This is a genomic window from Pseudoruegeria sp. SHC-113 (genome assembly GCF_025376885.1).
Classification (GTDB): domain Bacteria; phylum Pseudomonadota; class Alphaproteobacteria; order Rhodobacterales; family Rhodobacteraceae; genus Pseudoruegeria.
Genome location: NZ_JAHUBR010000001.1, coordinates 390,207 through 413,493 on the forward strand (window position 1 = coordinate 390,207; position 23,287 = coordinate 413,493).

General features: G+C 64.0%; 31 protein-coding genes. 21 read left to right on the forward strand and 10 right to left on the reverse strand.

The features are described from left to right. Positions 1-2: 2 nt before the first annotated feature. Entirely contained in the window at positions 3-581 is a 579-nt protein-coding gene (locus tag KVX96_RS01860) for an NYN domain-containing protein (protein WP_261192472.1), read from the reverse strand. A 151-nt stretch (positions 582-732) separates the two neighbouring features. Here KVX96_RS01860 and folK point away from each other — a divergent pair, with 151 nt between their 5' ends. The 12 genes from folK to recO all read left to right on the forward strand — a co-directional run bounded on the left by folK (position 733) and on the right by recO (position 9,947). Further along, positions 733-1,278 carry a 2-amino-4-hydroxy-6-hydroxymethyldihydropteridine diphosphokinase gene (gene folK, locus KVX96_RS01865; protein WP_261192473.1) on the forward strand — a complete coding sequence of 182 codons (546 nt, stop codon included), beginning with the start codon at positions 733-735 and terminating at the stop codon, positions 1,276-1,278. A gap of 140 nt (positions 1,279-1,418) precedes the next feature. Continuing rightward, positions 1,419-1,772: a DNA-directed RNA polymerase subunit omega gene (gene rpoZ / locus KVX96_RS01870; RefSeq protein WP_261192476.1), complete on the forward strand. Its 354-nt coding sequence runs from the start codon at positions 1,419-1,421 to the stop codon at positions 1,770-1,772. Between the two features lie 45 nt (positions 1,773-1,817). Then, complete coding sequence (locus KVX96_RS01875; RefSeq protein ID WP_261192479.1) at positions 1,818-3,944, forward strand: RelA/SpoT family protein; 2,127 nt, start codon at positions 1,818-1,820, stop codon at positions 3,942-3,944. 92 nt (positions 3,945-4,036) lie between these two features. Then, positions 4,037-4,648 carry a DUF2062 domain-containing protein gene (locus tag KVX96_RS01880; RefSeq protein WP_314733127.1) on the forward strand — a complete coding sequence of 204 codons (612 nt, stop codon included), beginning with the start codon at positions 4,037-4,039 and terminating at the stop codon, positions 4,646-4,648. Positions 4,649-4,682: 34 nt separating this feature from the next. Then, positions 4,683-5,438, forward strand: a complete 756-nt coding sequence (locus KVX96_RS01885) for a pyridoxine 5'-phosphate synthase (RefSeq protein WP_261192482.1) — start codon at positions 4,683-4,685, stop codon at positions 5,436-5,438. Beyond that, complete coding sequence (locus KVX96_RS01890; RefSeq protein ID WP_261192484.1) at positions 5,435-5,866, forward strand: ABZJ_00895 family protein; 432 nt, start codon at positions 5,435-5,437, stop codon at positions 5,864-5,866. The genes KVX96_RS01885 and KVX96_RS01890 overlap by 4 nt, the downstream gene beginning before the upstream one ends. After that, on the forward strand, positions 5,863-6,267 hold the full coding sequence (gene acpS / locus KVX96_RS01895) for a holo-ACP synthase (protein ID WP_261192485.1): 405 nt from the start codon (positions 5,863-5,865) through the stop codon (positions 6,265-6,267). Before KVX96_RS01890 ends, acpS begins: the two co-directional genes overlap by 4 nt. 180 nt (positions 6,268-6,447) lie before the next feature. Next, positions 6,448-7,230 carry a signal peptidase I gene (gene lepB / locus KVX96_RS01900; protein ID WP_261192487.1) on the forward strand — a complete coding sequence of 261 codons (783 nt, stop codon included), beginning with the start codon at positions 6,448-6,450 and terminating at the stop codon, positions 7,228-7,230. After that, entirely contained in the window at positions 7,227-7,916 is a 690-nt protein-coding gene (gene rnc, locus KVX96_RS01905; RefSeq protein ID WP_261192490.1) for a ribonuclease III, read from the forward strand. Before lepB ends, rnc begins: the two co-directional genes overlap by 4 nt. Continuing rightward, positions 7,909-8,820, forward strand: coding sequence for a GTPase Era (era, locus tag KVX96_RS01910; RefSeq protein ID WP_261192492.1), 912 nt, complete (start codon positions 7,909-7,911; stop codon positions 8,818-8,820). Before rnc ends, era begins: the two co-directional genes overlap by 8 nt. Continuing rightward, on the forward strand, positions 8,817-9,149 hold the full coding sequence (locus KVX96_RS01915; protein WP_261192493.1) for a DUF1491 family protein: 333 nt from the start codon (positions 8,817-8,819) through the stop codon (positions 9,147-9,149). Before era ends, KVX96_RS01915 begins: the two co-directional genes overlap by 4 nt. Positions 9,150-9,212: 63 nt before the next feature. Further along, a complete protein-coding gene (recO, locus tag KVX96_RS01920) occupies positions 9,213-9,947 on the forward strand; it encodes a DNA repair protein RecO (protein ID WP_261192496.1) in 735 nt (244 codons plus the stop codon). Here recO and KVX96_RS01925 read toward each other — a convergent pair. Then, positions 9,926-10,318 (reverse strand): META domain-containing protein, encoded by a 393-nt coding sequence (locus tag KVX96_RS01925; protein ID WP_261192497.1) that lies wholly within the window; start codon positions 10,316-10,318, stop codon positions 9,926-9,928. The two genes, recO and KVX96_RS01925, sit on opposite strands and share 22 nt — an antisense overlap. Positions 10,319-10,422: 104 nt before the next feature. On the opposite strand from KVX96_RS01925, the gene KVX96_RS01930 reads away from it, so the two are divergent. Beyond that, a complete protein-coding gene (locus tag KVX96_RS01930; protein ID WP_261192501.1) occupies positions 10,423-11,055 on the forward strand; it encodes an NUDIX hydrolase in 633 nt (210 codons plus the stop codon). 76 nt (positions 11,056-11,131) lie between these two features. Here the strand turns inward: KVX96_RS01930 and KVX96_RS01935 are convergent, their stop codons facing one another. After that, complete coding sequence (locus tag KVX96_RS01935) at positions 11,132-11,473, reverse strand: ArsR/SmtB family transcription factor (RefSeq protein WP_261192503.1); 342 nt, start codon at positions 11,471-11,473, stop codon at positions 11,132-11,134. 187 nt (positions 11,474-11,660) lie between these two features. Here KVX96_RS01935 and KVX96_RS01940 point away from each other — a divergent pair, with 187 nt between their 5' ends. The 6 genes from KVX96_RS01940 (at position 11,661) to KVX96_RS01965 (ending at position 15,308) form a co-directional block, all read left to right on the forward strand. Then, the gene (locus KVX96_RS01940; protein ID WP_261192505.1) at positions 11,661-12,557 is read left to right on the forward strand and encodes a DMT family transporter; all 897 of its coding nucleotides are present in this window, start codon (positions 11,661-11,663) and stop codon (positions 12,555-12,557) included. A gap of 160 nt (positions 12,558-12,717) precedes the next feature. Then, entirely contained in the window at positions 12,718-13,047 is a 330-nt protein-coding gene (locus KVX96_RS01945; RefSeq protein ID WP_261195358.1) for an AtpZ/AtpI family protein, read from the forward strand. Position 13,048: 1 nt separating this feature from the next. After that, positions 13,049-13,804, forward strand: coding sequence for a F0F1 ATP synthase subunit A (locus tag KVX96_RS01950; RefSeq protein ID WP_261192506.1), 756 nt, complete (start codon positions 13,049-13,051; stop codon positions 13,802-13,804). Positions 13,805-13,887: 83 nt separating this feature from the next. Continuing rightward, positions 13,888-14,112 carry a F0F1 ATP synthase subunit C gene (locus tag KVX96_RS01955; RefSeq protein ID WP_085867918.1) on the forward strand — a complete coding sequence of 75 codons (225 nt, stop codon included), beginning with the start codon at positions 13,888-13,890 and terminating at the stop codon, positions 14,110-14,112. 81 nt (positions 14,113-14,193) lie between these two features. Further along, positions 14,194-14,748 (forward strand): F0F1 ATP synthase subunit B', encoded by a 555-nt coding sequence (locus KVX96_RS01960; RefSeq protein WP_261192508.1) that lies wholly within the window; start codon positions 14,194-14,196, stop codon positions 14,746-14,748. Positions 14,749-14,753: 5 nt separating this feature from the next. After that, entirely contained in the window at positions 14,754-15,308 is a 555-nt protein-coding gene (locus tag KVX96_RS01965; protein WP_261192509.1) for a F0F1 ATP synthase subunit B, read from the forward strand. Positions 15,309-15,479: 171 nt separating this feature from the next. Here KVX96_RS01965 and KVX96_RS01970 read toward each other — a convergent pair whose 3' ends face one another. The 5 genes from KVX96_RS01970 to KVX96_RS01990 all read right to left on the reverse strand — a co-directional run bounded on the left by KVX96_RS01970 (position 15,480) and on the right by KVX96_RS01990 (position 19,099). Further along, complete coding sequence (locus KVX96_RS01970; RefSeq protein ID WP_261192511.1) at positions 15,480-16,250, reverse strand: FadR/GntR family transcriptional regulator; 771 nt, start codon at positions 16,248-16,250, stop codon at positions 15,480-15,482. Between the two features lie 109 nt (positions 16,251-16,359). After that, positions 16,360-17,016: an OmpA family protein gene (locus KVX96_RS01975; protein WP_261192513.1), complete on the reverse strand. Its 657-nt coding sequence runs from the start codon at positions 17,014-17,016 to the stop codon at positions 16,360-16,362. 29 nt (positions 17,017-17,045) lie between these two features. Further along, positions 17,046-17,276, reverse strand: coding sequence for a DUF3482 domain-containing protein (locus KVX96_RS01980; RefSeq protein ID WP_261192515.1), 231 nt, complete (start codon positions 17,274-17,276; stop codon positions 17,046-17,048). Positions 17,277-17,392: 116 nt separating this feature from the next. Then, positions 17,393-18,238 (reverse strand): bifunctional helix-turn-helix domain-containing protein/methylated-DNA--[protein]-cysteine S-methyltransferase, encoded by an 846-nt coding sequence (locus KVX96_RS01985; RefSeq protein WP_261192516.1) that lies wholly within the window; start codon positions 18,236-18,238, stop codon positions 17,393-17,395. 81 nt (positions 18,239-18,319) lie between these two features. After that, positions 18,320-19,099: an FkbM family methyltransferase gene (locus tag KVX96_RS01990; protein WP_261192518.1), complete on the reverse strand. Its 780-nt coding sequence runs from the start codon at positions 19,097-19,099 to the stop codon at positions 18,320-18,322. A gap of 123 nt (positions 19,100-19,222) precedes the next feature. On the opposite strand from KVX96_RS01990, the gene nth reads away from it, so the two are divergent. Together nth and KVX96_RS02000 are read left to right on the forward strand one after the other, a co-directional pair. Continuing rightward, complete coding sequence (nth, locus tag KVX96_RS01995; RefSeq protein ID WP_261195359.1) at positions 19,223-19,867, forward strand: endonuclease III; 645 nt, start codon at positions 19,223-19,225, stop codon at positions 19,865-19,867. Next, the gene (locus KVX96_RS02000) at positions 19,864-20,853 is read left to right on the forward strand and encodes an adenosine kinase (RefSeq protein WP_261192521.1); all 990 of its coding nucleotides are present in this window, start codon (positions 19,864-19,866) and stop codon (positions 20,851-20,853) included. The genes nth and KVX96_RS02000 overlap by 4 nt, the downstream gene beginning before the upstream one ends. Before the next feature lie 37 nt (positions 20,854-20,890). Here the strand turns inward: KVX96_RS02000 and KVX96_RS02005 are convergent, their stop codons facing one another. Together KVX96_RS02005 and KVX96_RS02010 are read right to left on the reverse strand one after the other, a co-directional pair. Further along, positions 20,891-22,264: an efflux transporter outer membrane subunit gene (locus KVX96_RS02005; protein ID WP_261192522.1), complete on the reverse strand. Its 1,374-nt coding sequence runs from the start codon at positions 22,262-22,264 to the stop codon at positions 20,891-20,893. 129 nt (positions 22,265-22,393) lie between these two features. Continuing rightward, a complete protein-coding gene (locus KVX96_RS02010) occupies positions 22,394-23,212 on the reverse strand; it encodes a sulfotransferase family protein (protein WP_261192523.1) in 819 nt (272 codons plus the stop codon). Between the last annotated feature and the right edge of the window lie 75 nt (positions 23,213-23,287).

Here is a 23,287-nt window from a genome sequence, read left to right on the forward strand (position 1 = left end):
GCTTAGTCGCGCTCGTCCGCCATCTGGGCGGAGGCAGGCTCCTCGCGCGGTTCGCGCGGCGGGCGGCCGATCACTTCGCGCAGCTCGTCGAGCTCGATGAAGTTGTCGGCCTGGCGGCGTAGCTCATCGGCGATCATCGGCGGCTGCGAGCGGATCGTGGACACGACAGATACCCGCACGCCCTGGCGTTGCAGGCTTTCCACGAGCGGCCGGAAATCGCCATCCCCAGAGAACAGCACGATGTGATCCACATGCGGTGCGAGTTCCATGGCGTCTACGGTCAGCTCGATGTCCATGTTCCCCTTGACCTTGCGGCGGCCCTGAGAGTCCGTGTACTCCTTGGCCGGCTTGGTCACCATGGTGAAGCCGTTGTAGTTGAGCCAGTCCACTAGCGGGCGGATCGGCGAATAGTCGTCATTTTCCAGCAGGGCCGTATAGTAAAAAGCCCGCAGGAGTTTGCCCCGACGCATGAATTCCTGGCGAAGGAGCTTGTAATCGATGTCGAACCCAAGCGCTTTGGCTGCGGCATACAAGTTCGAACCATCGATGAACAGCGCAAGCCGTTCGTCTCGGTAGAACATCTATCTAAACCTTCCAACTATGGTTGCCGCGATCGGTTGTGAGTGATTGGTTAAAAATAAGTGATCGCGAAACCAGCTTAAAAATAGGGCATTCCCTCAAGTGTCTCAACCCTCGAACAGTCACAAAACCGAAACAATTGCCCTGATCGCCATGGGCGGTAACGTGACGTCATCCATCGGCACGCCCCTTCAGACGCTCATTCAGGCCACCGAAAGGCTTGAAGCGCAGGCGGGAACGATTCGAGCGCGGAGCCGGTTTTACGAGACCCCTTGTTTTCCTGCCGGTGCGGGGCCGGATTACGTAAACGCCGCCGTGGCGCTGGCCACTGCACTCAAACCCCGCGCGCTGCTCGATGCGCTGCACGGGATCGAGGCCGCCTTCGGGCGCGAGCGGGTGGAGCGGTGGGGACAGCGCACGTTGGATCTGGATCTATTGGCATATGGCGATCTGGTGCTGCCCGATCTCGCCACGCAGGATCGCTGGCGCAACCTGCCGCTGCAGGAGCAACGCCTGCGCGCGCCGGACGATCTTGTCCTGCCGCACCCGCGCCTGCAGGAGCGGGCCTTCGTGCTGATCCCGCTTGCCGATATTGCGCCGGACTGGCGCCACCCGGTGCTGGGCCACACCGTGCGCGAAATGCGCGAATCCCTCGATCCCGCCGATTGCGCCGGGGTCGTGGCCCTGCCCGAATCCTGAGGCGCAGCCCGCCGCGCGCGGAAATACCTTGGGTTTTCTTGGAAAAACCCCGGTGTTTGCCCCGGTTTTGCGCTTGTCAATACCCAGACAAGGGCATAGATAAGGCGCTTCGATATACCCTGCAGGAAAATGGAGTCGTCATGGCCCGCGTTACCGTAGAAGATTGCGTAGACAAGGTTCCGAACCGCTTCGAGCTCGTCATGCTCGCCGCGCATCGCGCCCGCGAAATCTCTGCCGGGGCGGCCATCACCGTGGATCGCGACAACGACAAGAACCCCGTTGTCTCCCTGCGTGAGATCGCCGACGAGACCCAATCAGCTCAGGATCTGCGCGAGCGCCTGATCGAGTCCAACCAGACCCAGATCGAGGTCGACGAACCGGAAGATGATGCGATGGCGCTCCTCATGGGAGCCGAGCAAGACAAGCCGGCGCAGGACGACATGAGCGAAGAGAAATTGCTGCGCGCGCTGATGGAAGCGCAGGGGCAGCGCTGAGGCCGGCTTTAAGGCCTCACAACCCGTGAAGGGCGCGGACCGGAGATGATCGCAGTCGAAGACCTGATCGCGCTGGTCCGCAACTACAATCCCGATACCGATGCGGAAAAGATCCGGCGGGCCTATGCCTATGGCATGCAGATGCATGAGGGGCAGTTCCGCCGGTCGGGTGAGCCTTATTTCACCCATCCCGTCGCCGTTGCCGCCATCCTGACAGAGCAACGGCTGGACGATGCGACCATCATCACCGCCCTGCTGCACGACACTATCGAAGACACCAAATCCACCTATAGCGAGGTGGCCGAGATGTTCGGCGTCGAGGTGGCGGAGCTGGTGGACGGCGTCACCAAGCTGACGAACCTGCAGCTTTCTTCCACCGGTTCCAAACAGGCCGAGAACTTCCGCAAGCTCTTCATGGCGATGAGCAAGGATCTGCGTGTGATCCTCGTGAAGCTCGCCGACCGCCTGCACAACATGCGCACGATCAAGGCGATGAACCCGGAGAAGCAGGCCCAGAAGGCCCGCGAAACCATGGACATCTTCGCCCCGCTCGCGGGCCGCATGGGGATGCACTGGATGCGCGAGGAACTGGAGGATCTGGCCTTCCGCGTGCTCAACCCGGAAGCGCGCAATTCGATCATCCGCCGCTTTATCACCCTGCAGCGCGAAACCGGCGACGTGATCCACAAGATCACCCGCGACATACGCAAGGAGTTGGACGCCGAGGGCATCGAGGCCGATGTGTTTGGCCGCGCCAAGAAGCCCTATTCGATCTGGCGCAAGATGGAGACGAAGCACATCGGTTTCTCGCGCCTGTCCGACATTTATGGCTTCCGCGTGATCACCAAGTCCGAGGCCGATTGCTACCGGGTGCTGGGCGCGATCCACCAGCGCTGGCGCGCGGTGCCGGGGCGCTTCAAGGATTACATCAGCCAGCCGAAATCCAACGGCTACCGCTCGATCCACACCACGGTTTCGGGCCGGGATGGCAAGCGCGTCGAGGTGCAGATCCGCACCCGGCAGATGCATGAAGTCGCCGAGTCCGGCGTGGCGGCCCACTGGGCCTACCGCGACGGTGTGCGCGGCGAGAACCCCTTTGCCGTGGATCCGGCGAAATGGGTCGCCGGGCTGACGGAGCGGTTTGACACCGCCGAAGACAACGATGAATTCCTCGAGCATGTGAAGCTCGAGATGTATTCCGATCAGGTCTTCTGCTTCACCCCCAAGGGCGAGGTTGTGAAACTGCCGCGCGGGGCCACTCCGCTGGATTTCGCCTATGCGATCCACACGCGGATCGGCGACAGCTGCGTGGGCGCGAAGATCGATCACATGCGCGTGCCGCTCTGGACGCGGCTGAAGAACGGCCAGTCGGTGGAGATCATCACCGCGGAAGGCCAGCGCCCGCAGGGCACTTGGCTCGACATCGTGACAACCGGACGCGCCAAGGCCGCGATCCGCAAATCCCTGCGCGAAGAGGATCGCGAGCGCTTCATAAAGCTGGGCCGCGAACTGGCCCGCGTGGCCTTCGAGCACATCGGCAAGAAGGTCACCGACAAAGCTCTGCGCACCGCTGCCGCCAACCTCCGCCTGAAGGACACGAACGAGCTGCTGGCCCGCCTCGGAAGCGCCGAGCTGAAGGCGCGCGACGTGGTGGAGACGCTTTACCCGGATCTGGCCCCTGTCGAAGGCGGCGAAATCGACGAAGCCCGTGCCGTTGTTGGCCTGTCGGAGGATCAGAGCGTCCACCGCGCGCCCTGCTGCCAACCGGTGCCCGGCGAGCGCATCGTTGGGATCACCTTCCGCGGCAAAGGCGTGGTGGTGCACGCCATCGATTGCCCGCGGCTTGGCGAATACGAGGATCAGCCGGAGCGCTGGATCGATCTGCACTGGCACTCGGGCAAGCACAAGGCGGTGCACGCGGTGACGCTCAACATCACCCTGTCCAACGATGCCGGCGTCCTGGGACGAATCTGCACATTGATCGGCGAGCAGAAGGCCAATATCTCGGACATGCACTTCAAGGACCGCAAACCGGATTTCTACCGCCTGCTGATCGACGCGGATGTGCGCGATGCGGAACATCTGCACGCCATCATCACCGCGCTGGATGCCGAAAGCGATGTGGCCAGCATTGAACGCTTGCGCGATGTCTCCGGTGACGGCAAACCCTGATCCGAACACGCCCCGCAACGCCCTGACCCCGGCAAGGATACGCCCCGTTGGTTTTCAAACGCCGAGACAGACGCCCCCCGCATCAGGCCGTGATGGACTTCGTCTATCCGCGGCGCGGCTGGGGCCGGGGCTTCAGCTACCTCAAGCACCGTCTGCGCCGTCTGCCCGACACGCCGGAAAAGATCGCGCGCGGGATCTTTGCCGGGGTATTCGTCTGCTTCACGCCGCTCTTCGGGGTCCATTTCTTCATCGCCGCCTTCATCGCCATGATCCTGCGCGGCAATATCGTGGCCTCGCTTCTGGCCACCTTCTTCGGCAACCCGGTGACCTTCCCGATCATCGCCGTTGTCTCGATGAAGACGGGCCACTTCCTGCTGGGCGAGGCCTATAGCGCGGAAGAGAGCAAGACGCTCTATCAGAACTTCAAGGGCGCGGGCGCGGATGTGAAGGACAACTTCCTCGCCATCTTCTCGGACCGCACGGCCGATTGGTCGCAGCTCAGCCAGTTTTACCACGATGTCTACCTGCCCTATCTGGTGGGCGGGCTGATCCCCGGCATCATCACCGGGCTCGTGGCCTATTACATGAGCGTGCCGGTGATCGCCGCTTACCAGAAGCGGCGCAAGGGCAAGCTGAAGAAGAAACTCGCGCAGCTGCGCGCCAAGGCCGCGAAGGCGGCTGACGAACCTGCCCAGAGCCGCTAGGTTGCGGGCCGGGACGACAGGAGACACCACCACCATGACACAAGCGCCCCTCGGCAAGCTGCGCCTCGGCGTCAACATCGATCACGTGGCCACCGTGCGCAACGCGCGCGGCGGGGCCTATCCCGATCCGCTGCGCGCCGCGCAAATCGCGCAAGAAGCCGGGGCCGATGGCATCACCGCCCACCTGCGCGAAGATCGCCGCCACATTTCGGATGCCGACATCGAAGGCCTGATGGAGGTGCTCACCGTGCCGCTGAACTTCGAGATGGCGGCCACGGAAGAAATGCAGGCCATCGCCCTGCGCCACAAGCCCCATGCCGTCTGCATCGTGCCGGAAAAGCGCGAAGAGCGCACCACGGAGGGCGGGCTCGAAGTCGCGCGGGAAGAAAACCGGCTGGCCCATTTCATTGCGCCGCTGCGCGATGCGGGCTGCCGGGTGTCGATCTTCATCGCCGCCGACAAGCGCCAGATCGAGGCGGCGCACCGGATCGGCGCCGCCGTGATCGAACTGCACACCGGTGCTTATTGCGATGCCCATGCCGAGGGCGATTTCGCCGCGCGCGACCGCGAGCTGGACGCTCTGCGCGAAATGTCGGCCTTCGCCCATTCGCTCGGGCTGGAGGTGCATGCGGGCCACGGGCTGACCTATGACACCGTGCAGCCGGTTGCGGCTTTCCCGGAAGTTATGGAGCTCAACATCGGCCATTTCCTGATCGGCGAGTCGATCTTCCGCGGCCTCACCCCGGCCATCGCCGAAATGCGCCGCCTGATGGATGAGGCGCGCGCATGAAACCAAACCTGATCCGCTACGGCGGCACCGTCATCGCCATTGTTTTCGTCATGGCCATCCTGAACGCGCTCGCGTTGCAATATGTCGGGTTCGGCATCCCGCCCGCGGCGACGATCCTGCTGCCGCTCATGCTGGCCGCCGCGCGCGAAGGGCAGATTGCGGCGCGCGCTGGGTTGGCCGCACCGGAGATGCCCGCCCTGCTGCGCGCCGCCGGGATCTGCACTGCCGTTTACGCCTTGATCGCGGCCTGTTTCTTCCTGGTCCTGCGGCTCTCCTTCGGGGAGGCCTTCGCGCTGCCCGGCGCAGGGATGGCGCGCTTTGGCCTGACGGGCTTCATCCTCGTGGTGGCCTTCGTGATCAACGCCTCCTTCCTGTCGCTCGGGCACAAGACGGAAACGAAGAAGCTGGCGCAGAAGGCGGGCAAATGATCCTCGGCATCGGCACCGATCTGGCCAATATCGAGCGGATCGAGGCCACCTTGGAGCGTTTCGGCGATCGCTTCCGCAATCGCGTTTTCACCGATCTGGAACAAGCCAAGGCCGAGCGCCGGCGCGATACGGCCGGAACCTATGCCAAGCGCTGGGCCGCCAAGGAAGCCTGTTCCAAGGCGCTGGGGACCGGCCTGAGCATGGGCATAGCCTGGAAGGACATGAGCGTCACCAACCTGCGCACGGGTCAGCCGGTGATGCATGTCACGGGCTGGGCGGCGGAGCGGCTGAAGGAAATGACGCCGGAAGGCCATGAGGCGATCATCCATGTGACGCTGACAGACGATCACCCCTGGGCGCAGGCCTTCGTGGTGATCGAGGCGCGGCCCTTGGCCGAGTGATTATGCGCGGCGAGCGGTTGCCCGGGCGGACGCGAAACGCGGCCGCCTTGGGGCGGGCAGCCGCGTGCCCGCCGCTTGCGCGACGGGCGTTCAGCGCAAGACGCCCCGCCGTCCGGGTTGACACCCCGCAGCACTGACGCCAAGACAACACGAACCAAACCCGAGCAGGAATCCCCTTTCATGGCCGCGAAAGCAGAAAAAGAAGAAGGCATCATGGAGACCGTCAAAACGGTCGTCTACGCGCTTCTGATCGCAGGCGTCTTCCGGACGCTCTTCTTCCAGCCCTTCTGGATCCCTTCGGGCTCCATGAAGGATACGCTGCTGATCGGCGATTTCCTCTTCGTCAACAAGATGGCCTATGGCTACTCGCAGCACTCCTGCCCCTTCTCCATGTGCCCGATCCCGGGCCGGATCCTCGGCAGCGAGCCCGAGCGCGGCGACGTGGTGGTGTTCCGCCACCCGGTGAACAACACCGATTTCATCAAGCGCCTGATCGGCCTGCCCGGCGACAAGATCCAGATGCAGAACGGCGTGCTGTTCATCAACGGCGAGGAAGCCGTGCAGACGCCTGATGGCACCTTCACCGAAATCTTCGAAAAGCAGGGCCCCATCGGCAACATGCCCCGTTGTACCACGCCCGTGGGCATCGGCGCGGATTGCGAGAAGGACAAATTCGTCGAGACCCTGCCCGGCGGCGTCTCGCACTCCATTCTCAACATCACCAACGCCGCGACCGACACCACCGGCGTGATCACCGTGCCCGCAGGCCACTACTTCTTCATGGGCGACAACCGTGACAACTCCACCGACAGCCGCGTGCCGCAGAGCGTCGGCGGTGTCGGCTTCGTGCCCTATGAAAACCTGATCGGCCGCGCCGACCGGGTGATGTTCTCCTCCGCCGGGCGTTCGCTGTTCTTCTTCTGGACGTGGCGCTCCGACCGTTTCTTCAAGAGGATCGAGTGAAACTTTCCGCTGACCTGAAAGCGTTCGAGGCCCGGATCGGGCACAGGTTCAAACGGCCCGAGCTTCTGCTGCGGGCCGTTACGCATTCCTCCATGTCCTCGCCCACCCGTTCGGATAACCAGCGGCTGGAGTTCCTTGGCGACCGCGTGCTGGGCCTGACGATGGCGGGCGCGCTGTTTTCTGCTGACAAGGAAGCCACCGAAGGCCAGCTCGCGCCGCGCTTCAACGCGCTGGTGCGCAAGGAGACCTGCGCCGACGTGGCACGTGAGGTCGATCTGGGCGCGGTCTTGAAACTGGGGCGCAGCGAGATGATGTCTGGCGGGCGGCGCAAGGCCGCACTGCTGGGCGACGGGATGGAAGCGGTGATCGCCGCCGTCTATCTGGACGCGGGTTTTGAAGCGGCGCAGGAAATGGTGCTTCGGCTCTGGGGCAAACGCGTGCACACCGTGGAAACCGACAGCCGCGATGCGAAAACCTCGCTGCAGGAATGGGCGCAGGCCCGCAAGCAACAACCGCCGCGCTACGCGCAGCTCAAGCGCGAGGGGCCGGATCACGCCCCGGTTTTCACCATTTCGGTGACGCTGGAGAGCGGCGAAAGTGAAATGGCCACCGCCGGATCGAAACGGCAGGCCGAACAGGCCGCCGCCAAGGCGCTGCTGGCCCGTATGGAGAGTGAAGATGAGTGAAACACGCGCCGGTTTCGTGGCCCTGATCGGGGAGCCCAACGCGGGGAAATCCACGCTGCTGAACCGCATGGTGGGGGCCAAGGTCTCGATCGTGACCCATAAGGTGCAGACCACCCGCGCCCGCATCCGCGGTGTGGCGATGGAAGGGCAGAGCCAGATTGTTTTCGTCGACACGCCCGGCCTGTTCCGCCCGCGCCGCCGGCTTGATCGCGCGATGGTCGCCGCCGCCTGGACGGGTGCAGCCGATGCTGATGTGGTGGTGATGATGGTGGAAGCCCACCGTGGCATCACCGAAGGCGTGCAGGCGATTCTTGACGGTCTGAAAGAGCGCGGCACCGGCCAGAAAGTGGCGCTGGCGATCAACAAGATCGACCGTGTCGCCTCCGAGGTGCTGCTCAAGCTCACCAAGGATCTGAACGAGGCCTATCCTTTCGCGGAGACCTTCATGATCTCCGCCGAGAAGGGCCATGGCGTGGAGCATCTGCGCAAATGGCTGGCGCAGGAAGTGCCCGCCGGGCCGTGGCTCTACCCCGAGGATCAGATCGCCGATCTGCCCATGCGCATGATCGCCGCCGAGATGACCCGCGAAAAGCTCACCCTGCGCCTGCATCAGGAACTGCCCTACCAGCTCACCGTGGAAACCGAGAACTGGGAAGAGCGCAAGGACGGCTCCGCCCGCATCGATCAGGTGATCTACGTCATGCGCGACGGTCACAAGGGCATCGTGCTCGGCAAGAAGGGCGAGACGATCAAGGGCGTCTCCACGGCCGCGCGCGCGGAACTGGAAGCCTTCCTGGATCGCCCGGTGCATCTGTTCCTGCAGGTGAAAGTGCGCCCGAACTGGCTTGAAGAGAAAGAGCGCTACTCCGAGATGGGGCTTGATTTCAAAGACGGCAACGCATGAGCCGGCTGACGGCGGAGTTCTGGGTCTCCGCCTATCTCGCGCGGCTTCGGCTGCGCGACATCCCCGCCTTCGTCACCGCCAAGGGCGATCTGACGGCCGGGGCGGTGCTGGTGAAGCTCAACACGCTGGACGGCGCGGCGCGGGCCTTCCAGCGCAGCTTCGATCTGATGACGGGCGAACGCGCCTGGGTGGTGCTCGCCGAAGGGGCTGAGGCGGAAGTGGATGCCGCTATTTCCCGCCAACGCCGCTTTGACCCGGACCTCTGGGTGATCGAGGTTGAGGACAGGGCGGGGCGGCACCTTCTGGAAGAAGAGGGGCTGGCGGGCTAAACTTTCTTGCCTCCGGCGGGGATATTTGTCCCAAGAAGAAAGGGCTTGCGCTAGGCTGACCCCATGGAATGGCGCGAAGAGGGCGTGTTGATTGCCGTGCGGCGGCACGGCGAAAGCGCCGCGATCATCGAAGTGTTTACCGAAAGCCACGGCCGCCACGCGGGCGTCGTGCGCGGCGGCGCGAGCCGCAAGATCGCCCCGGTGCTGCAACCGGGGGCGCAGCTCGATCTGACGTGGCGCGCGCGGCTTGAAGATCACATCGGTGCTTTCACGGTGGAGCCGCGTAGGAGCCGGGCCGGATTGCTATCAGAGCGGGCCCCGTTGGCCGGGCTGAACGCGCTCTGCGCGATGCTGGCTTTTGCCTTGCCCGAGCGCGAGCCGCACCCGCGCCTTTATGCCCAGACGCAGACGGTGCTCGATCTGCTCGGCGAGAGCGATCTCTGGCCCTATGCCTATCTGCAGTGGGAATTGGCCCTTCTGCGCGCCTTAGGCTTTCCGCTTTCCCTTGATGCCTGCGCGGTGACGGGGGCGCAAACCGGCCTGATCTACGTCTCCCCCAAGACAGGCCGCGCCGTCAGTGCGGAAGGCGCCGGGGACTGGGCCGACAGGCTCCTGCCGCTCCCGGCTTTTCTAGCAGAAGGGCGGCCGCCGGAGGCGGGCGAAATCGCGCAAGGCTTTGCGCTCTCGGGTTTTTTCCTCACGAGCCGCATCGCGGAAGGACTGGCCGGGAAACCGCTGCCACCGGCCCGCCGGCGGCTTCTGGACCTGCTCGCGCGTCAGTCGGCCTCGGCGCGGTAAACCAGCTGCAGGCCGGCCTCATTGGACAGGATCAGCGTGTCGCCCGCCACTTCCGCAAGGCTCACGCTCATGAGCATGGCGAAATAGGTGCCTTCCAGCTCCAGATCCGGGCAGGCCGCGCGGGTGGAAACAAGATCCTGCACCGCGAACCACGGGTAAGGCACGGTCTGCGCGCCGCCATAGCTGTTGCAGGGTGCTTCGCCCGCGATCTGGCCCTCTTCGGGAAACCGCAGCGTGATGCGCGGCCCGATTGGTTGCCCTGCCGCCTCGACAAGCCGCCACGTCGTCTCGGTGCCCGCATAGCCCGAGATCGTCTCGTCTGGCTGGCAGGCGGTAAGGCCGAGGCCCAGAAGGAATACAGCGCGCATCATGCAGCATGCCTGCCACAGCTGTCGCCCGCATGCCAGCCCTTTGGAGGGAAGCCTTGCCGGACGGGCGGCGCGGATGCCAAAGCTTCGGCAAACGGAGGCTCGCCTTGGAAACCCTATGGCTCACCCGCCTGAAACGCCTGCAGGCGCTTGCCGCCACTGGCCAGCACTTCACGCGCGACGGCTTTGACCGCGAGCGCTACGAGGAAATCGATGCGCTCGCCTCGGCCATGCTCGCCGATCTCTTCACCAAAGCCCCGGTGCCGATCCCTGGCCTGCCCAAACCCGCCCACGGCTACGCCACACCCCATGTCGAGGTGCGCGGCGCGGTGATCCGGGACGGTCGCATCCTGCTGGTACGCGAAGCGATGGATGGCCTCTGGGCCCTGCCCGGCGGCTATTGCGACATCGGCCTCTCAGCGGCCGAGAACGTCGAGAAAGAGATCCAAGAGGAGGCCGGGCTCACAGCACGCGCGCGCCACCTCTATCTGATCCGCCACCGCGCCAAGGGCCCCTTCCCGCCGGATCCGAAGGATTTCTACAAGATCTACTTCCTCTGCGACGAAGACGGCCAGGTCACCCCGCGTCCCGCGCAGGAAACCACCGAAGCCGCCTTCTTCGCCCCCGACGCCCTGCCGCCCCTCTCTCCCCTGCGCGTGCATGAAAGCGACATCATGGAAGCTTTCCGCCAAGCGGCCACACCGGGCCTGCCCGTGGAGTTCGACCGCACAGCCCCCTAAAGGCCCCCCACTTTGTTCTTAAAAATTTCTCGGGGGAGGCCCGCAAGGGCCGGGGGCAGAGCCCCCATCCGCCCCTTCAGCCCTCGTCGGCCTCGGGGATTTCGCGCTCCAAGAACCGCTCGAAGGCATCAAGGTTCACCGCCTCGAACTGCCCGAAGCTCTGCATCCAGATCGAGGCATCCCGCAGCGCGTCGGGCTCCAGCTTGCACCATTTCACCCGGCCGAATTTCTCCTGGCTGATCAGCCCGGCGTTCGTGAGCACGTTTAGGTGCTTGGAGATCGCCGCGAGCGACATCTCGAAGGGCTCGGCCACATCCGTCACCGCCATATCATCCTCCAGCAGCATGGAGAGGATCTCCCGCCGGGTGGGGTCGGCCAGGGCCGCGAAGACGGTATCAAGGGGCACAGATTTGCTCACCTCTTTGCCGTAGCTGCGCGCCGCGCGCCGGTCAAGCCGTGCAGGCGAACGGCAAAGGCGCAAGACCCGGATTGGACGGCCCCTTTCCGCCTGCCACACCCGGCAGTGATGTGGGCCATCAGAAATTGCAATTGGCCTCATGGCGGCTGAACGCTTAAGCCAGCCGGGCAGGCGAAAGGACATTGGAATGCAACTGCGCTACTGGGGGCTGATTTTCCTGCTCGGCATGGGGTGGGGGTCGTCTTTTTTCTTCAATGAAATCCTGCTGCGCGAGCTTGGCCCGCTCACCGTGGCACTGGGGCGCGTCGGCATCGGGGCCTTGGGCTGCTGGCTCTGGCTCTTCGCACGCCGCGCGCCGCTGGCAATTCCACTGCGCAGCGTCGGCGTGCTCGTGCTCTTTGCCGCGATCCAATACGCGATCCCGCTCGCCGTCTTCCCGATCACCCAGCAATACATCACCTCTTCCGCCGCCGGGATCGTCAATGCCACCACGCCCGTCATGGCCGTGGCCGTGAGCCATGTCTGGCCCGGCGGCGAGCGGGCGACGTGGCTCAAATCTATCGGCGTCGGCCTTGGTTTGGCCGGCATCGTCGTACTGGTGTCGCCAGCGTTCCGGGGGCAGGGGCCGTCTGATCCCTGGGCGCTGCTGGCCACCATGATCGCGCCCTTCTGCTACGGCATCGCGCTCAACCTCATGCGCGCCTTTGACGGGATGAACCGCACGCTCCTCACAGCCTGGTCGCTGCTGATCGGCACGGCGATGCTTGCCTCCGTCGCGCTGGGGCTGGAGGGCCCCCCCCATATCGAGCGCGCCGGTACATGGGCCGCGCTCTTCGTCATCGGTTTTGCGCTGACCTCCGGTGCCTTCATCCTGCTGTTCTGGCTGATCCCGATCATCGGGGGCACGACGGCCAGCACGATCACCTTCCTCACGCCCGTCTCTGCCGTGCTGCTCGGCGTGCTGATCCTGGCAGAGCCCATTGGCCCGGCGCAGATCGCGGGCATGGCGGTGATCTTCTCGGGCCTGATCTTCATCGACGGCCGCCTGCCGAGGCGCATTTTCAAACCTCAACCAGAAGGTTGAATATCGTTTTCAGGTGGAAATGCGCGATTTCCGCCCTGCGCCGGGGTGTCGCGCCTTTGGAATGTGATTTTAAAACAGATACTTAAGTAGTAAGCCAACCCCGTTGACTCCAAGCGCCGGACTCCCTAGCAAGGCGCTTGAACCGAAAGGAGCGCCTCGCCTGTCTGAGCACGACCACAAAGAGCGTCTGGCCCGCCTCGAAGAGCGCATCCATGCGCTGAAGGGCGGCAAGCAGGAGAAGCACCATTCGGAAGAGCACTACTCGCAGGCCCAGATGGGCTGGCGCATGGTGATCGAGCTTGTGGCTGGCCTTGGGGTCGGCTTTGGCATCGGGTACGGGCTGGACAGCCTCTTCGGCACTCTGCCGATCTTCCTGGTGCTCTTTGTGTTTTTGGGCTTCGCGGCCGGGGTGAAGACGATGCTTCGCACGGCGCAGGAGTTCCAGGAGAAACAGGCGGCAGAGCCCGCCGAGGATGACGAGAGGGCATAACGTGGCAAGCGAAGCACACGGCGAAGAAGGCGGTCTGGTTTTCCACCCGATGGATCAGTTCATCGTGAAGCCCCTGTTTGGGGACGGCGCGGTGCATTGGTACACCATCACCAACGTGACGCTCTGGATGGGCTTCGCGGTGTTGGGCATCTTCCTGCTGATGGTCATCGGCACCCGCGGCCGCGCCGTCGTGCCCTCGCGTGTCCAATCCATCGCCGAACTGGCCTACGGCTTCGTTTACAAGATGGTCGAGGATGTGACGGGCAAGGATGCCGTGCGCTTCTTCCCCTATATCTTCACGCTCTTCCTCTTCATCGTCTTCGCCAACTTCCTTGGCCTGATCCCGATGAGCTTCACCACCACCTCCCACTTCGCGGTGACGGCGGTTCTGGCGCTCGCGGTCTTCATCACGGTCACGGTGCTCGGTTTCGTGCTGAACGGCACCAAGTTCCTCGGCCTCTTCTGGGTGTCCTCCGCGCCGCTGGCGCTGCGCCCGATCCTCGCCGTGATCGAGCTGATTTCCTACTTCGTGCGCCCCGTGAGCCACTGCATTCGTCTTGCAGGCAACGTGATGGCCGGCCATGCCGTGATCAAGGTTTTCGCGGGCTTCGCCGCCATCGCCGTGATCTCGCCGGTCTCCGTGCTCGCGATCACCGCCATGTATGGTCTTGAAGTGCTGGTGGCCTTCATCCAGGCCTACGTGTTCACGATCCTCACCTGCGTCTACCTGAAAGACGCGCTGCACCCCTCTCACTAAGGCAGCGGCGGGCCGTCTGCCCGCCCGCTTCCCCGAACGACACATAAGTTTCTAAAGCTTCCAACCTGTAAGGAGATATCACAATGGAAGGCGAACTCGCACACATCGGCGCTGGTCTGGCTGCAATCGGTTCTGGCGCTGCTGCCATCGGTGTTGGCAACGTGGCCGGCAACTTCCTGTCCGGCGCCCTGCGCAACCCCTCCGCCGCCGGCGGCCAAACCGCGACCCTCTTCATCGGCATCGCCTTTGCAGAAGCTCTGGGGATCTTCTCGTTCCTCGTCGCTCTGCTGCTGATGTTCGCCGTCTAAGAGCTCCGCACGATCCTTACGGTCGGGTGAGCCGCTCCACGGCTCACCCGTTCTTCCACAAGGTTCCTGGAGAACGACGAGATGGCTACCGAGACCCACGACGCCGCAACGGACGCCGCACATACCGCGGGTCACGCTGCAGAATCCGCCGGGATGCCCCAGCTGGATTTTTCTACCTATTCGAACCAGATCGTCTGGCTCGTGATCGCGCTTCTTGCGATCTACTTCATCCTGACCCGCATCGCGCTGCCGCGCGTGGCGGCGGTGCTTGCCGAACGTCAGGGGACCATTACGAATGACATCGCCGCGGCGGAAGAACTGAAGCTGAAAGCGCAGGAGGCTGAGGAAGCCTACCAGCAGGCGCTTGCCGATGCCCGCGCCGAGGCAGCCCGGATTGTGGCCGAAACCAAGGCCGAGATTCAGGGCGAACTGGATGCGGCCACCGCCAAGGCGGATGCCGAGATCGCGGCCAAGGCGGCCGAATCCGAGAAAGCCATCGCCGAGATCCGCGAAGGGGCGCTTGCTGCCGTCAAGGATGTCGCGCAGGACACCGCCTCCGAGATCGTGTCGGCGCTGGGCATGAAAGCCGACGCCGAGGCCATCACCGCCGCCGTCGCAGCGCGTGTGAAAGGGTAAGTGAGATGAAAAAACTGATCCTCGCCCTCTCCCTCGCCGGCACACCGGCTCTCGCAGCCTCCGGCCCGTTCTTCTCGCTGGGCAACACCGACTTCGTGGTGACGCTGGGCTTCCTGCTCTTCATCGGTGTGCTCTTCTACTTCAAAGTGCCCGGGATGATCGGTGGCATGCTCGACAAGCGCGCCGACGACATCAAATCCGAGCTCGACGAAGCCCGCGCCCTGCGCGAGGAAGCGCAAACGGTTCTGGCCTCCTACGAGCGCAAGCAGCGCGAAGTGCAGGAGCAGGCCGATCGCATCGTCGCACACGCCAAGGAAGAGGCCAAACTGGCCGCTGAAGCCGCGAAGAAAGATCTCGAGGCCTCCATCAAGCGCCGCCTCGCCGCCGCGCAGGACCAGATCGCTTCCGCCGAAGCCTCTGCCGTGAAGGAAGTCCGGGATACGGCTGTGAACGTGGCCGTGGCTGCCGCCGCCGAGGTCGTGGCCAAGCAGATGACCGCCGCCGACGGCAACGCGCTCATCGACGCCGCCATCAAGGACGTGTCCGCCAAGCTGCACTAAGCGCTTCGCAAACACCAAAGACGCGAAAAACCCGGCCCCAACAGCCGGGTTTTTTCATGCCCGTCCGCAAGCAAAACGGGCCCCCTTCCTCTCGCTTCAAATACCTCGGGGGGAGCCGCCCGCAGGGCGGCGGGGGGCAGCGCCCCCCAAAGCGCTCCCCAAGCCCCGCAGCTAGCGCCGGTTGCTCTCGTGCTCCAGCCGCTGGCGCGCAATCGCCTCGTTCTGATCGGCCTTCTGCTGATCCTTCAGCGCCCGCTCAACATAGCTCAGATGCGCCTCCACCGCAGCCCGCGCGCCAACCGGATCGCGCGCCTGCAGGGCGCGGTTGATCGCGCCGTGCTGCTCCAGAAGCGAATCCCGCGTGGTGCGTTGCTTGAACATGATCTGGCGATTGTAGAACACACCCTCCCGCAGCAGCCCGAACATCGAGCGCATCATGTGCAGCATCACCACGTTGTGGCTGGCCTCGATGATCGAGAGGTGAAACTCCGCGTCCAGCGCCGCCTCATCCGCCGGGTTGCGCTTGCTGTGGGCGACTTCCATCTTGCGAAAGATCGTGTCGACCACCTTCAGATCCGTGTCCGACCCTAGCCTTGCGGCGCGCTCTGCCGCGAGCCCCTCCATGTCGCGGCGGAAGTCGATATAGTCAAAAACCGCCTCGTCGTGGCTGGCAAAGAGCGTCACCAGCGCATCCGAAAAGGCCGCCTCCAGCACCTGCGCCACGAAGATCCCGGCCCCGGCCCGGGCCTCCAGCAGCCCGCGCTCCTGAAGGTCAGCGATGGCTTCGCGCAGTGAGGGGCGCGAGACCCCTAGCCGTTCGGCCAGCTCGCGCTCGGAAGGCAGCCGTTCACCGGGCCGGAGGATGCCGCGCAGGATCAGCTGTTCGATCTGGCGCACCACCGAACGGGAAAGCTTCTCGGCTTCGATCTTCTGGAAAGGCATGGTGTCTCCGCGTGAATTGGTAAGAACATATGACCACGCCTGCGCGGCGACAACGAAAAAAGCCGGGCGCGGGGCCCGGCTTCCTGCGGTGTCATGGCTGTAGCGTGCCTCAGGCCGTGGGCCGGATGATCACTTCCACGCGCCGGTTCTGTGCCTTGCCTTCCTCGGTAAGGTTGGAAGCCACGGGCTGATCCTCGCCCTTGCCGATCGGCACCAACCGGTTGGAGGGCACGCCGTTGCTGACAAGGATGTTGGACACCGATTGCGCCCGCTGCAGCGACAGCGTCTGGTTATAGGCAGCGGAGCCGGTGTTGTCGGTGTGGCCCACAACTTCGACCACGGAGTCCGGGTATTGCTTCAGGTTTGTCGCCAGCGCGCTCATATCGCCATAGATGGCGGAATTGACGGTGGCGCTATCGGTGGCAAACAGGATGCCCTGCGGCATGATCACTTTCAGCTCCGTCCCGGTGTTCACGATCTGGATGTTGCTGTTGGTGATGCTCTGGCGCAGCGCGGCTTCTTGCTGGTCGAGCCGGTTGCCGATGAAGCCGCCCGCCGCCGCACCCGCCGCCGCGCCGATGAGCGCGCTTTTGGTGGGGTTGCTGCCAGCGGTTGCCAGCCCGGCGAGGCCACCGACGACACCGCCGATGATCGCGCCTTCCTGGGTTTTCTGGGCCCCGTTCGGCAGGTTCGCCGGATCGGTACAGCCCGCAAGTGCGAACGCCCCTGCCACGGAGAGCAGGAGAATGGATTTGGTTCTGGTCATGTCAGGCCTCGATTGGTCCGCGAGGCCGTTCAGCGGTTGTTTTCTTCGGCGTTGCCCACGGCGGCACCGGCAAGGCCACCGATCAGCGCGCCGGTTGCCGCGGATTTACCGGTGTTGCTGCCCGCAGTGGCGACGCCAACCAGCGCACCAGCGGTCGCACCCTGTGCGGCGCGGCGTTCGGTCGTCGTCATGCCGTCACATGCGGCCAGAGCCAGCACACCAAGGGCCGCGGCGGCGATGGGAAGTTTTGCTCGGATCATTTTTCTGCCTCTCGAAGGGGTGATGTGGCGGCAGTATATCACCGCTTGTGAGGCTGCGAAGGCGCAAATGTCGTGCTGTCGGCGGCTTTTCGCCGTGCGCTTGTATGGGCCAGTTGTCAGGAGGCCTCCCCCTCGGCACGCGCGGCCTCATAGGCCAGCATGGCGCGCTTCACGGGCAGGCCCCAGTGATAGCCGCCCAGCCCACCGGATTTGCGCAGCGCGCGGTGGCAGGGGATCAGCCAGCCCACCGGATTGCGCCCCACCGCCGTCCCCACCGCTCGCACCGCACGCGGATGGCCCACCGCGCCCGCGATCTCGCTGTAGGTTGTCACCTGCCCGGAGGGAATGCTCAGCAGCGCTTCCCAGACCTTGATCTGGAACGGCGCGCCGATCAGGTGCAGGCGCGCCTCGCCGGTCTGGCCGAATGCTGCCTCCACCCACGGGCGCAGGGCCTCTGCATCGGCCAGATAGGTGGCTTCGGGCCACCGGGCGCGCAGATCCTCCTGTGCCGCCGCTTCGCCGATCTCATCGGTAAAGGCCAACCCGCAGAGCCCCTTTTCGGTGCCCATCGCCAGCACCAGGCCGAAGGGGCTCTCGAATGTGCCATAGCGGATCACGAGCCCGGCCCCTTTGCGGGCATATTCGCCGGGGCTCATCGCCTCCCAACGCAGGAAGAGATCGTGCAGCCGCCCGTTACCGCTCAGGCCCAACTCGTTCACCGCATCAAGCGTGGTGAAATTCTCGTGCAACATGCGCTTGGCGTGGCCCAGCGTCAGATACTGCTGCACCCGTTTCGGCGAAACCCCGGCCCAGCGGCTGAACAGGCGCTGGAAATGCGCCGGGCTCATGTGCATCCGCGCCGCCAGATCGTCGAGCGAAAGCACCTCCCCGCCCTGCGCGTCGATCTCGGCGATGGCGCGCTTCATAACACCGTAGTGGTAGCCGTCTTCGAGGTTCTGCATGATCTGTCTCCTTGGCCCTGACCCTAGGCACTCCGACGCTTTCAAGCGATCCGAAAGCTGCGCCAAGCGCCGCTCAGGTCTTCAGGTCTTCAGGGCAAACACAAGATCCACGCCCACCACGCCGAGGAACGCATAGCCTTTTGCCAGCATCAGATCGACGATCCGCTGGGCGTGATTGTTGGCTTCGATCGTCCAGGCGGTGATCCTGAACTCGGAGAAGGGAAAGCCCTCAAGCACCCCCAGTTCCGCGCCTTCAATGTCGAGCGAAAGGTAATCGATCTTGTACAGACCCTGTTCGCGCAGCACATCCGCAAGCCGTCGGGCCGGCACGGTGATCGTCTCGGTCCGGGAACGCGGATCGGCCTCAATGGCGGCTTTTTCCCGCGCGCCAAGGCTGTCGACGATGCCGCCCATCTGCGTGTAGCCTGCGCTCACCGACAGGAAGGAGACCTCGCCCGCCTCCGCCGCGATGGCGGTTTGCAGGCAGGGCTGGCTCCGGCTGGCGCGGACCTTGGCGCAGAGCGCCGGGTCGGCTTCGATCAGCAGCCCCGTCCAGCCGCGCAGCAGCTCGAAGAACAGCCCGTTGGAGCCGCTCACCCCGTCATAGGCGCCCACTTCCACGAAGACCCCGCCGCGCTTGCCGCGAAACACATGCTCTTCGAGGAAATGATCCTGCCCGGCTTGCGAGAAATAGCCGGAGGCAGGCGCAAGCATCTGCTGCAGGCCCCAGGCCTGCTGCCGCATGCGCCCTTTCTGCAGGCCTTCCGGCAGCGCCCGGATCTGCGCGGTCGCGTCCGCAAGGCGGGTTTCCAGCGCTTGGCGGGTCTGGCTGGTGAACTGGGCAAGATCGGTTTCGGTCATCGAAAGGGCCTTCGGCAAAAGGGTGTGGCCGCAGTTAGCCATGCAGGACGGCAAAAGCCAAGGAAGCCAGCTTTGCCTTGCAAAACCCAAGGCGCATCGGCAGGGTCTGCCGCCATGAGCACGATGAGCAAACAGTTGGATTTTAACGCGCTGCGCCAGATCTTCGCCCGCTTCCACGCACAGGAGCCGGAGCCGAAGGGCGAGCTTGAGCATGTGAACGTCTATACCCTCGTGGTGGCGGTGGCGCTTTCGGCGCAGGCCACGGATGCGGGGGTGAACAAGGCCACCCGCGGCCTCTTCAAAGTGGCGGACACGCCGCAGAAGATGCTGGACCTCGGCGAAGAGGGGTTGATCGACCACATCAAGACGATCGGCCTTTACAAGCAGAAGGCCAAGAACGTGATGAAGATGAGCCGCATCCTCGTGGAGGACTACGGCGGCGAGGTGCCCTCCTCCCGCGCGGCGCTCCAAAGCCTGCCGGGGGTGGGCCGCAAGACAGCCAATGTCGTGCTCAACATGTGGTGGGGCGTGCCCGCGCAGGCGGTGGACACTCATATCTTCCGCGTCGGTAACCGCACCGGCATCGCACCGGGAAAGAATGTTGACGTTGTGGAACGGGCTATTGAAGACAACATTCCCGCCGAGTATCAGCAGCACGCGCATCACTGGCTGATCCTGCATGGCCGCTACACCTGCAAGGCCCGCAAGCCGATGTGCGGCAACTGCATCATCCGCGACCTCTGCCCCTACGAGGACAAGACCCTATGAGCAAGACCTACAAGGTTGTCGGTATCGGCAACGCCATCGTCGACGTGCTGACCCAATCCGATGACTCCTTCCTCGATCTCATGGGGATCGAAAAGGGCATCATGCAGCTTGTGGAGCGCGAGCGGGGCGAATTGCTCTATGGCGCCATGACAGAGCGCACCCAGGCTGCAGGCGGCTCCGTGGCCAACACGCTGGCCGGCCTTGGGCATCTGGGCCTGTCCACCGCCTTCATCGGCCGCGTGCATGACGACGCGCTGGGGCGCTTCTACGCGCAGACGATGGAAAGCGAAGGCACCGCCTTCGTGAACCCGCCCGTGGAGGGTGGCGAGCTGCCGACCTCGCGTTCGATGATCTTCGTGTCACCTGATGGCGAGCGTTCGATGAACACCTACCTCGGCATCTCCGCCGAGCTGGGGCCTGAGGATGTCTCCGAAGATGTGGCCGGGCAGGCCGAGATCCTGTTCCTTGAGGGCTACCTCTACGACAAGGACAAGGGCAAGCAGGCCTTTGAACGGGCCGCGAAGGTGTGCCAGCAGAACGGCGGCAAGGCCGGCATCGCGCTGTCTGATCCCTTTTGCGTGGATCGCCACCGGGAGGATTTCCGCCGCCTCGTGCGCGAGCTGGACTACGTGATCGGCAACGAACACGAATGGACGAGCCTCTACCAGACGGACGATCTGGGCGCGGCTCTGGAACAGGCGGCCTCTGAAAGCGGGCTGGTTGTCTGCACCCGGTCCGGCGATGAGGTGGTGCTGGTGCAAGGCGAGCAGACCGTCACTGTGCCCGTGAATCGCGTGGTGCCTGTGGATGCCACCGGCGCGGGCGATCAGTTCGCCGCCGGGTTCCTCTATGGCTACGCCACCGGGCAATCGCTGGAGGTTTCGGGCCGCATGGGCTGCATCGCGGCGGCGGAAGTGATCGGCCACATCGGCCCGCGCCCGCAGGCCGACATCAAGGCGCTCTTTGCCAAGGCTGGCTTGATCTGAAGCGTTCCGGGTTTAACCGGACATTTGGTGCATCGCTTTAGCGCTTCTCATCCTCGCGCAGCGCCGCCCCGCCGAGGGCGACGTTGAGGTTCACGTAGTCCACCGCAAGGTTGCGCTTGTCGAGCGCTCTTGCGTTCTGGGCTGAGAGGAACGCCCGTTCGGCGTCCAGTACCTGCAGGAAGTTGATCTTGCGCGCCGCATAGGCCTTGCGCGCAATCGACAACACATCCGCCGCCGCCACCACGGCCTCTTCCGAAGCGGCCACGGCCTCGGTGTGTTTGCTGAGCCCGATGAGGGCGCGTTGAACCTCTTCCACGCCCACAAGCACCACCCGTTCCCATTCCAAGCGCAACTCATCTGCGCGGGCCTTCTGGTAGGCGAGGCGCGCGCGCCGCTTGCCTCTGTCGAACACAGGGATGTCCACAGCACCCCGGAAGAAGCTGCCGATCGGATCGAAACCAGAGTCGGTATAGCCGAGGTTGATGTTGCCGGTCAGCGTCAGGCTCGGATAGAGGTCGGCCTCGGCCACGCCCGTTAGCGCCACGGCTTCCGCATAGCGGCGCTCGGCTTTTCGCACATCGGGGCGGTTGCGCAGCAGGTCTGCGGGGACACCTGTGCGGATGCCGGAGAACTGGGCTGTCGGCTGCGGTGCCTGTTTGTCAAACTTTTCCCGAAAGTCCTGCAGCGGCTCAGCGACCAGCGTGAATATCCTTTGGATCGCGCCTACGAGCAGGATCTCCACCTCGGGCAATTCGGCCTTGGTTTGCGCAACAAGCGCCCGCGACTGTGCGACTTCCAGATCAGAAACCTCGCCGCGCGCTTCAAGCTCCTGCGTCAACTCAAAGGTTCTCTCGCGCGATTTCAGCACTTTGAGGTTGGTACGGATCAGCTCTTGGTAGAACCGCATGTCGATATAGGCGGTTGCGATCTGTGACAGGTAAAACAGCCTTTGCACATCCGCCTCGGCGTATTCGGTATCGATCCGGTAGCCGGCCGCCTCGCGCTCCCGGCGCAGCTCGCCGAAGAGATCGACGATCCAAAGCGATTCAATCCGTGCAAACCCTGAGCCGGAGGCATCTTCGCCGCCGCCAATATCGCGCTTGCCCTCAACCTTGCCGAAAATCGATCCGGGTTGCCCCAACCCGAAGCCAAGCGCCTGCGCCTGTTCGATCCGCGCAAGCGCCTTGCGGATGTCGAGGTTCTGCTTGAAGCCGAGCGCGATCAGATCGTTCAGCAGCGGATCCTTGTAATCCAGCCACCAGCGGTAGCCGTCCCGCACCTGCGGCGTTGCGCCGGTGATGAAGCTGTAGCTGCCGGGCAGATCGGTCTTGGGCGGGGTGAAATCTTCCCCCACCGTGCAGCTCGCCAGCAAGGCGAGGCTCAGCCATCCCGCAAGGGCCTGTCGTCTCAAAAGCGCCTCTCGCCCGTTTGCAGCCGCTATCACTGCGGCCTTTGCGCAAGTCTACGCGCCCGGACACCCCGCAATCAATGCGGGCGCAGGCTTTCAGCGTAAACGTGGCACGACGGACTCACACCTCGGCTATACGCCGAGCTTGGCGTGCACCTCGTCCAGATCGATCTCCCCGATGGGGAATTTGTTCCCGGGGTTCTCGAAATCGTATTTGAACAGGTCAAAATCGCGCTTGTACATCTCGTAGACGAGATGGCGTGACAGGTCGTCGAAGTAATCCTCCACCGGATGCGCGCGCTTGGGCCCGTGGCCTTCGCTTTCGTTGAAACGCGGGATCTCGGCAAGGTTCACGCCGTGGGGCACCTCGATGTGATCGAGCACCGATTGCATGCCGTCGTTGAAGTGCTCGGTGAAAAAGATGTTGTCGTAGCGGCCGCCGTTGACGATGAAGGTCGAGATATGGCCGGACATTGCGGACCAGTGGATGTCGGGCTCCATCGGGCGGCGCCAGCGGATGGTGTCCCGCGCGAACAGCAGGAAGCGGCGGAAGCTGGCGACCTGATCGAACTCGAAGCCGGTTTCAGGATCGCCCACCTCGATGCCGTATTTCTGGATCAGGAGCGGCACGAGGTTGCCCCGGTAGCGTTTGCCGTTGCGCTGGATGCCGCAGATCTTGTCGAAGAAGGACGACAGGATGCGCGTGTAGGGGTTGCGCACGCAGGTGAAGGCGTAGGACGTATGACCCTTCACATTCGCCGTGATCTTTGGCTGGCTGTCTTCTTGGGACCACTTGTGCAGCCCGCTGGTGGAATCGTGAATGTCGCCGTCAAAGAAACTGCCGTGATCCGAGTAATACATGATCTGCCCAATCGTCGAGCAGGCGCATTTCGGAACGACCCGGTAGACGACACTTTCACTCTCGGTCATCCAGGTGCCGGGAAAACCCATAATCTATTTGCCTCCAAGGACCGGGCATTCACACTGTTACCCGGCTACAATTGCCCTCAAAAAAGCAAAGAAGTG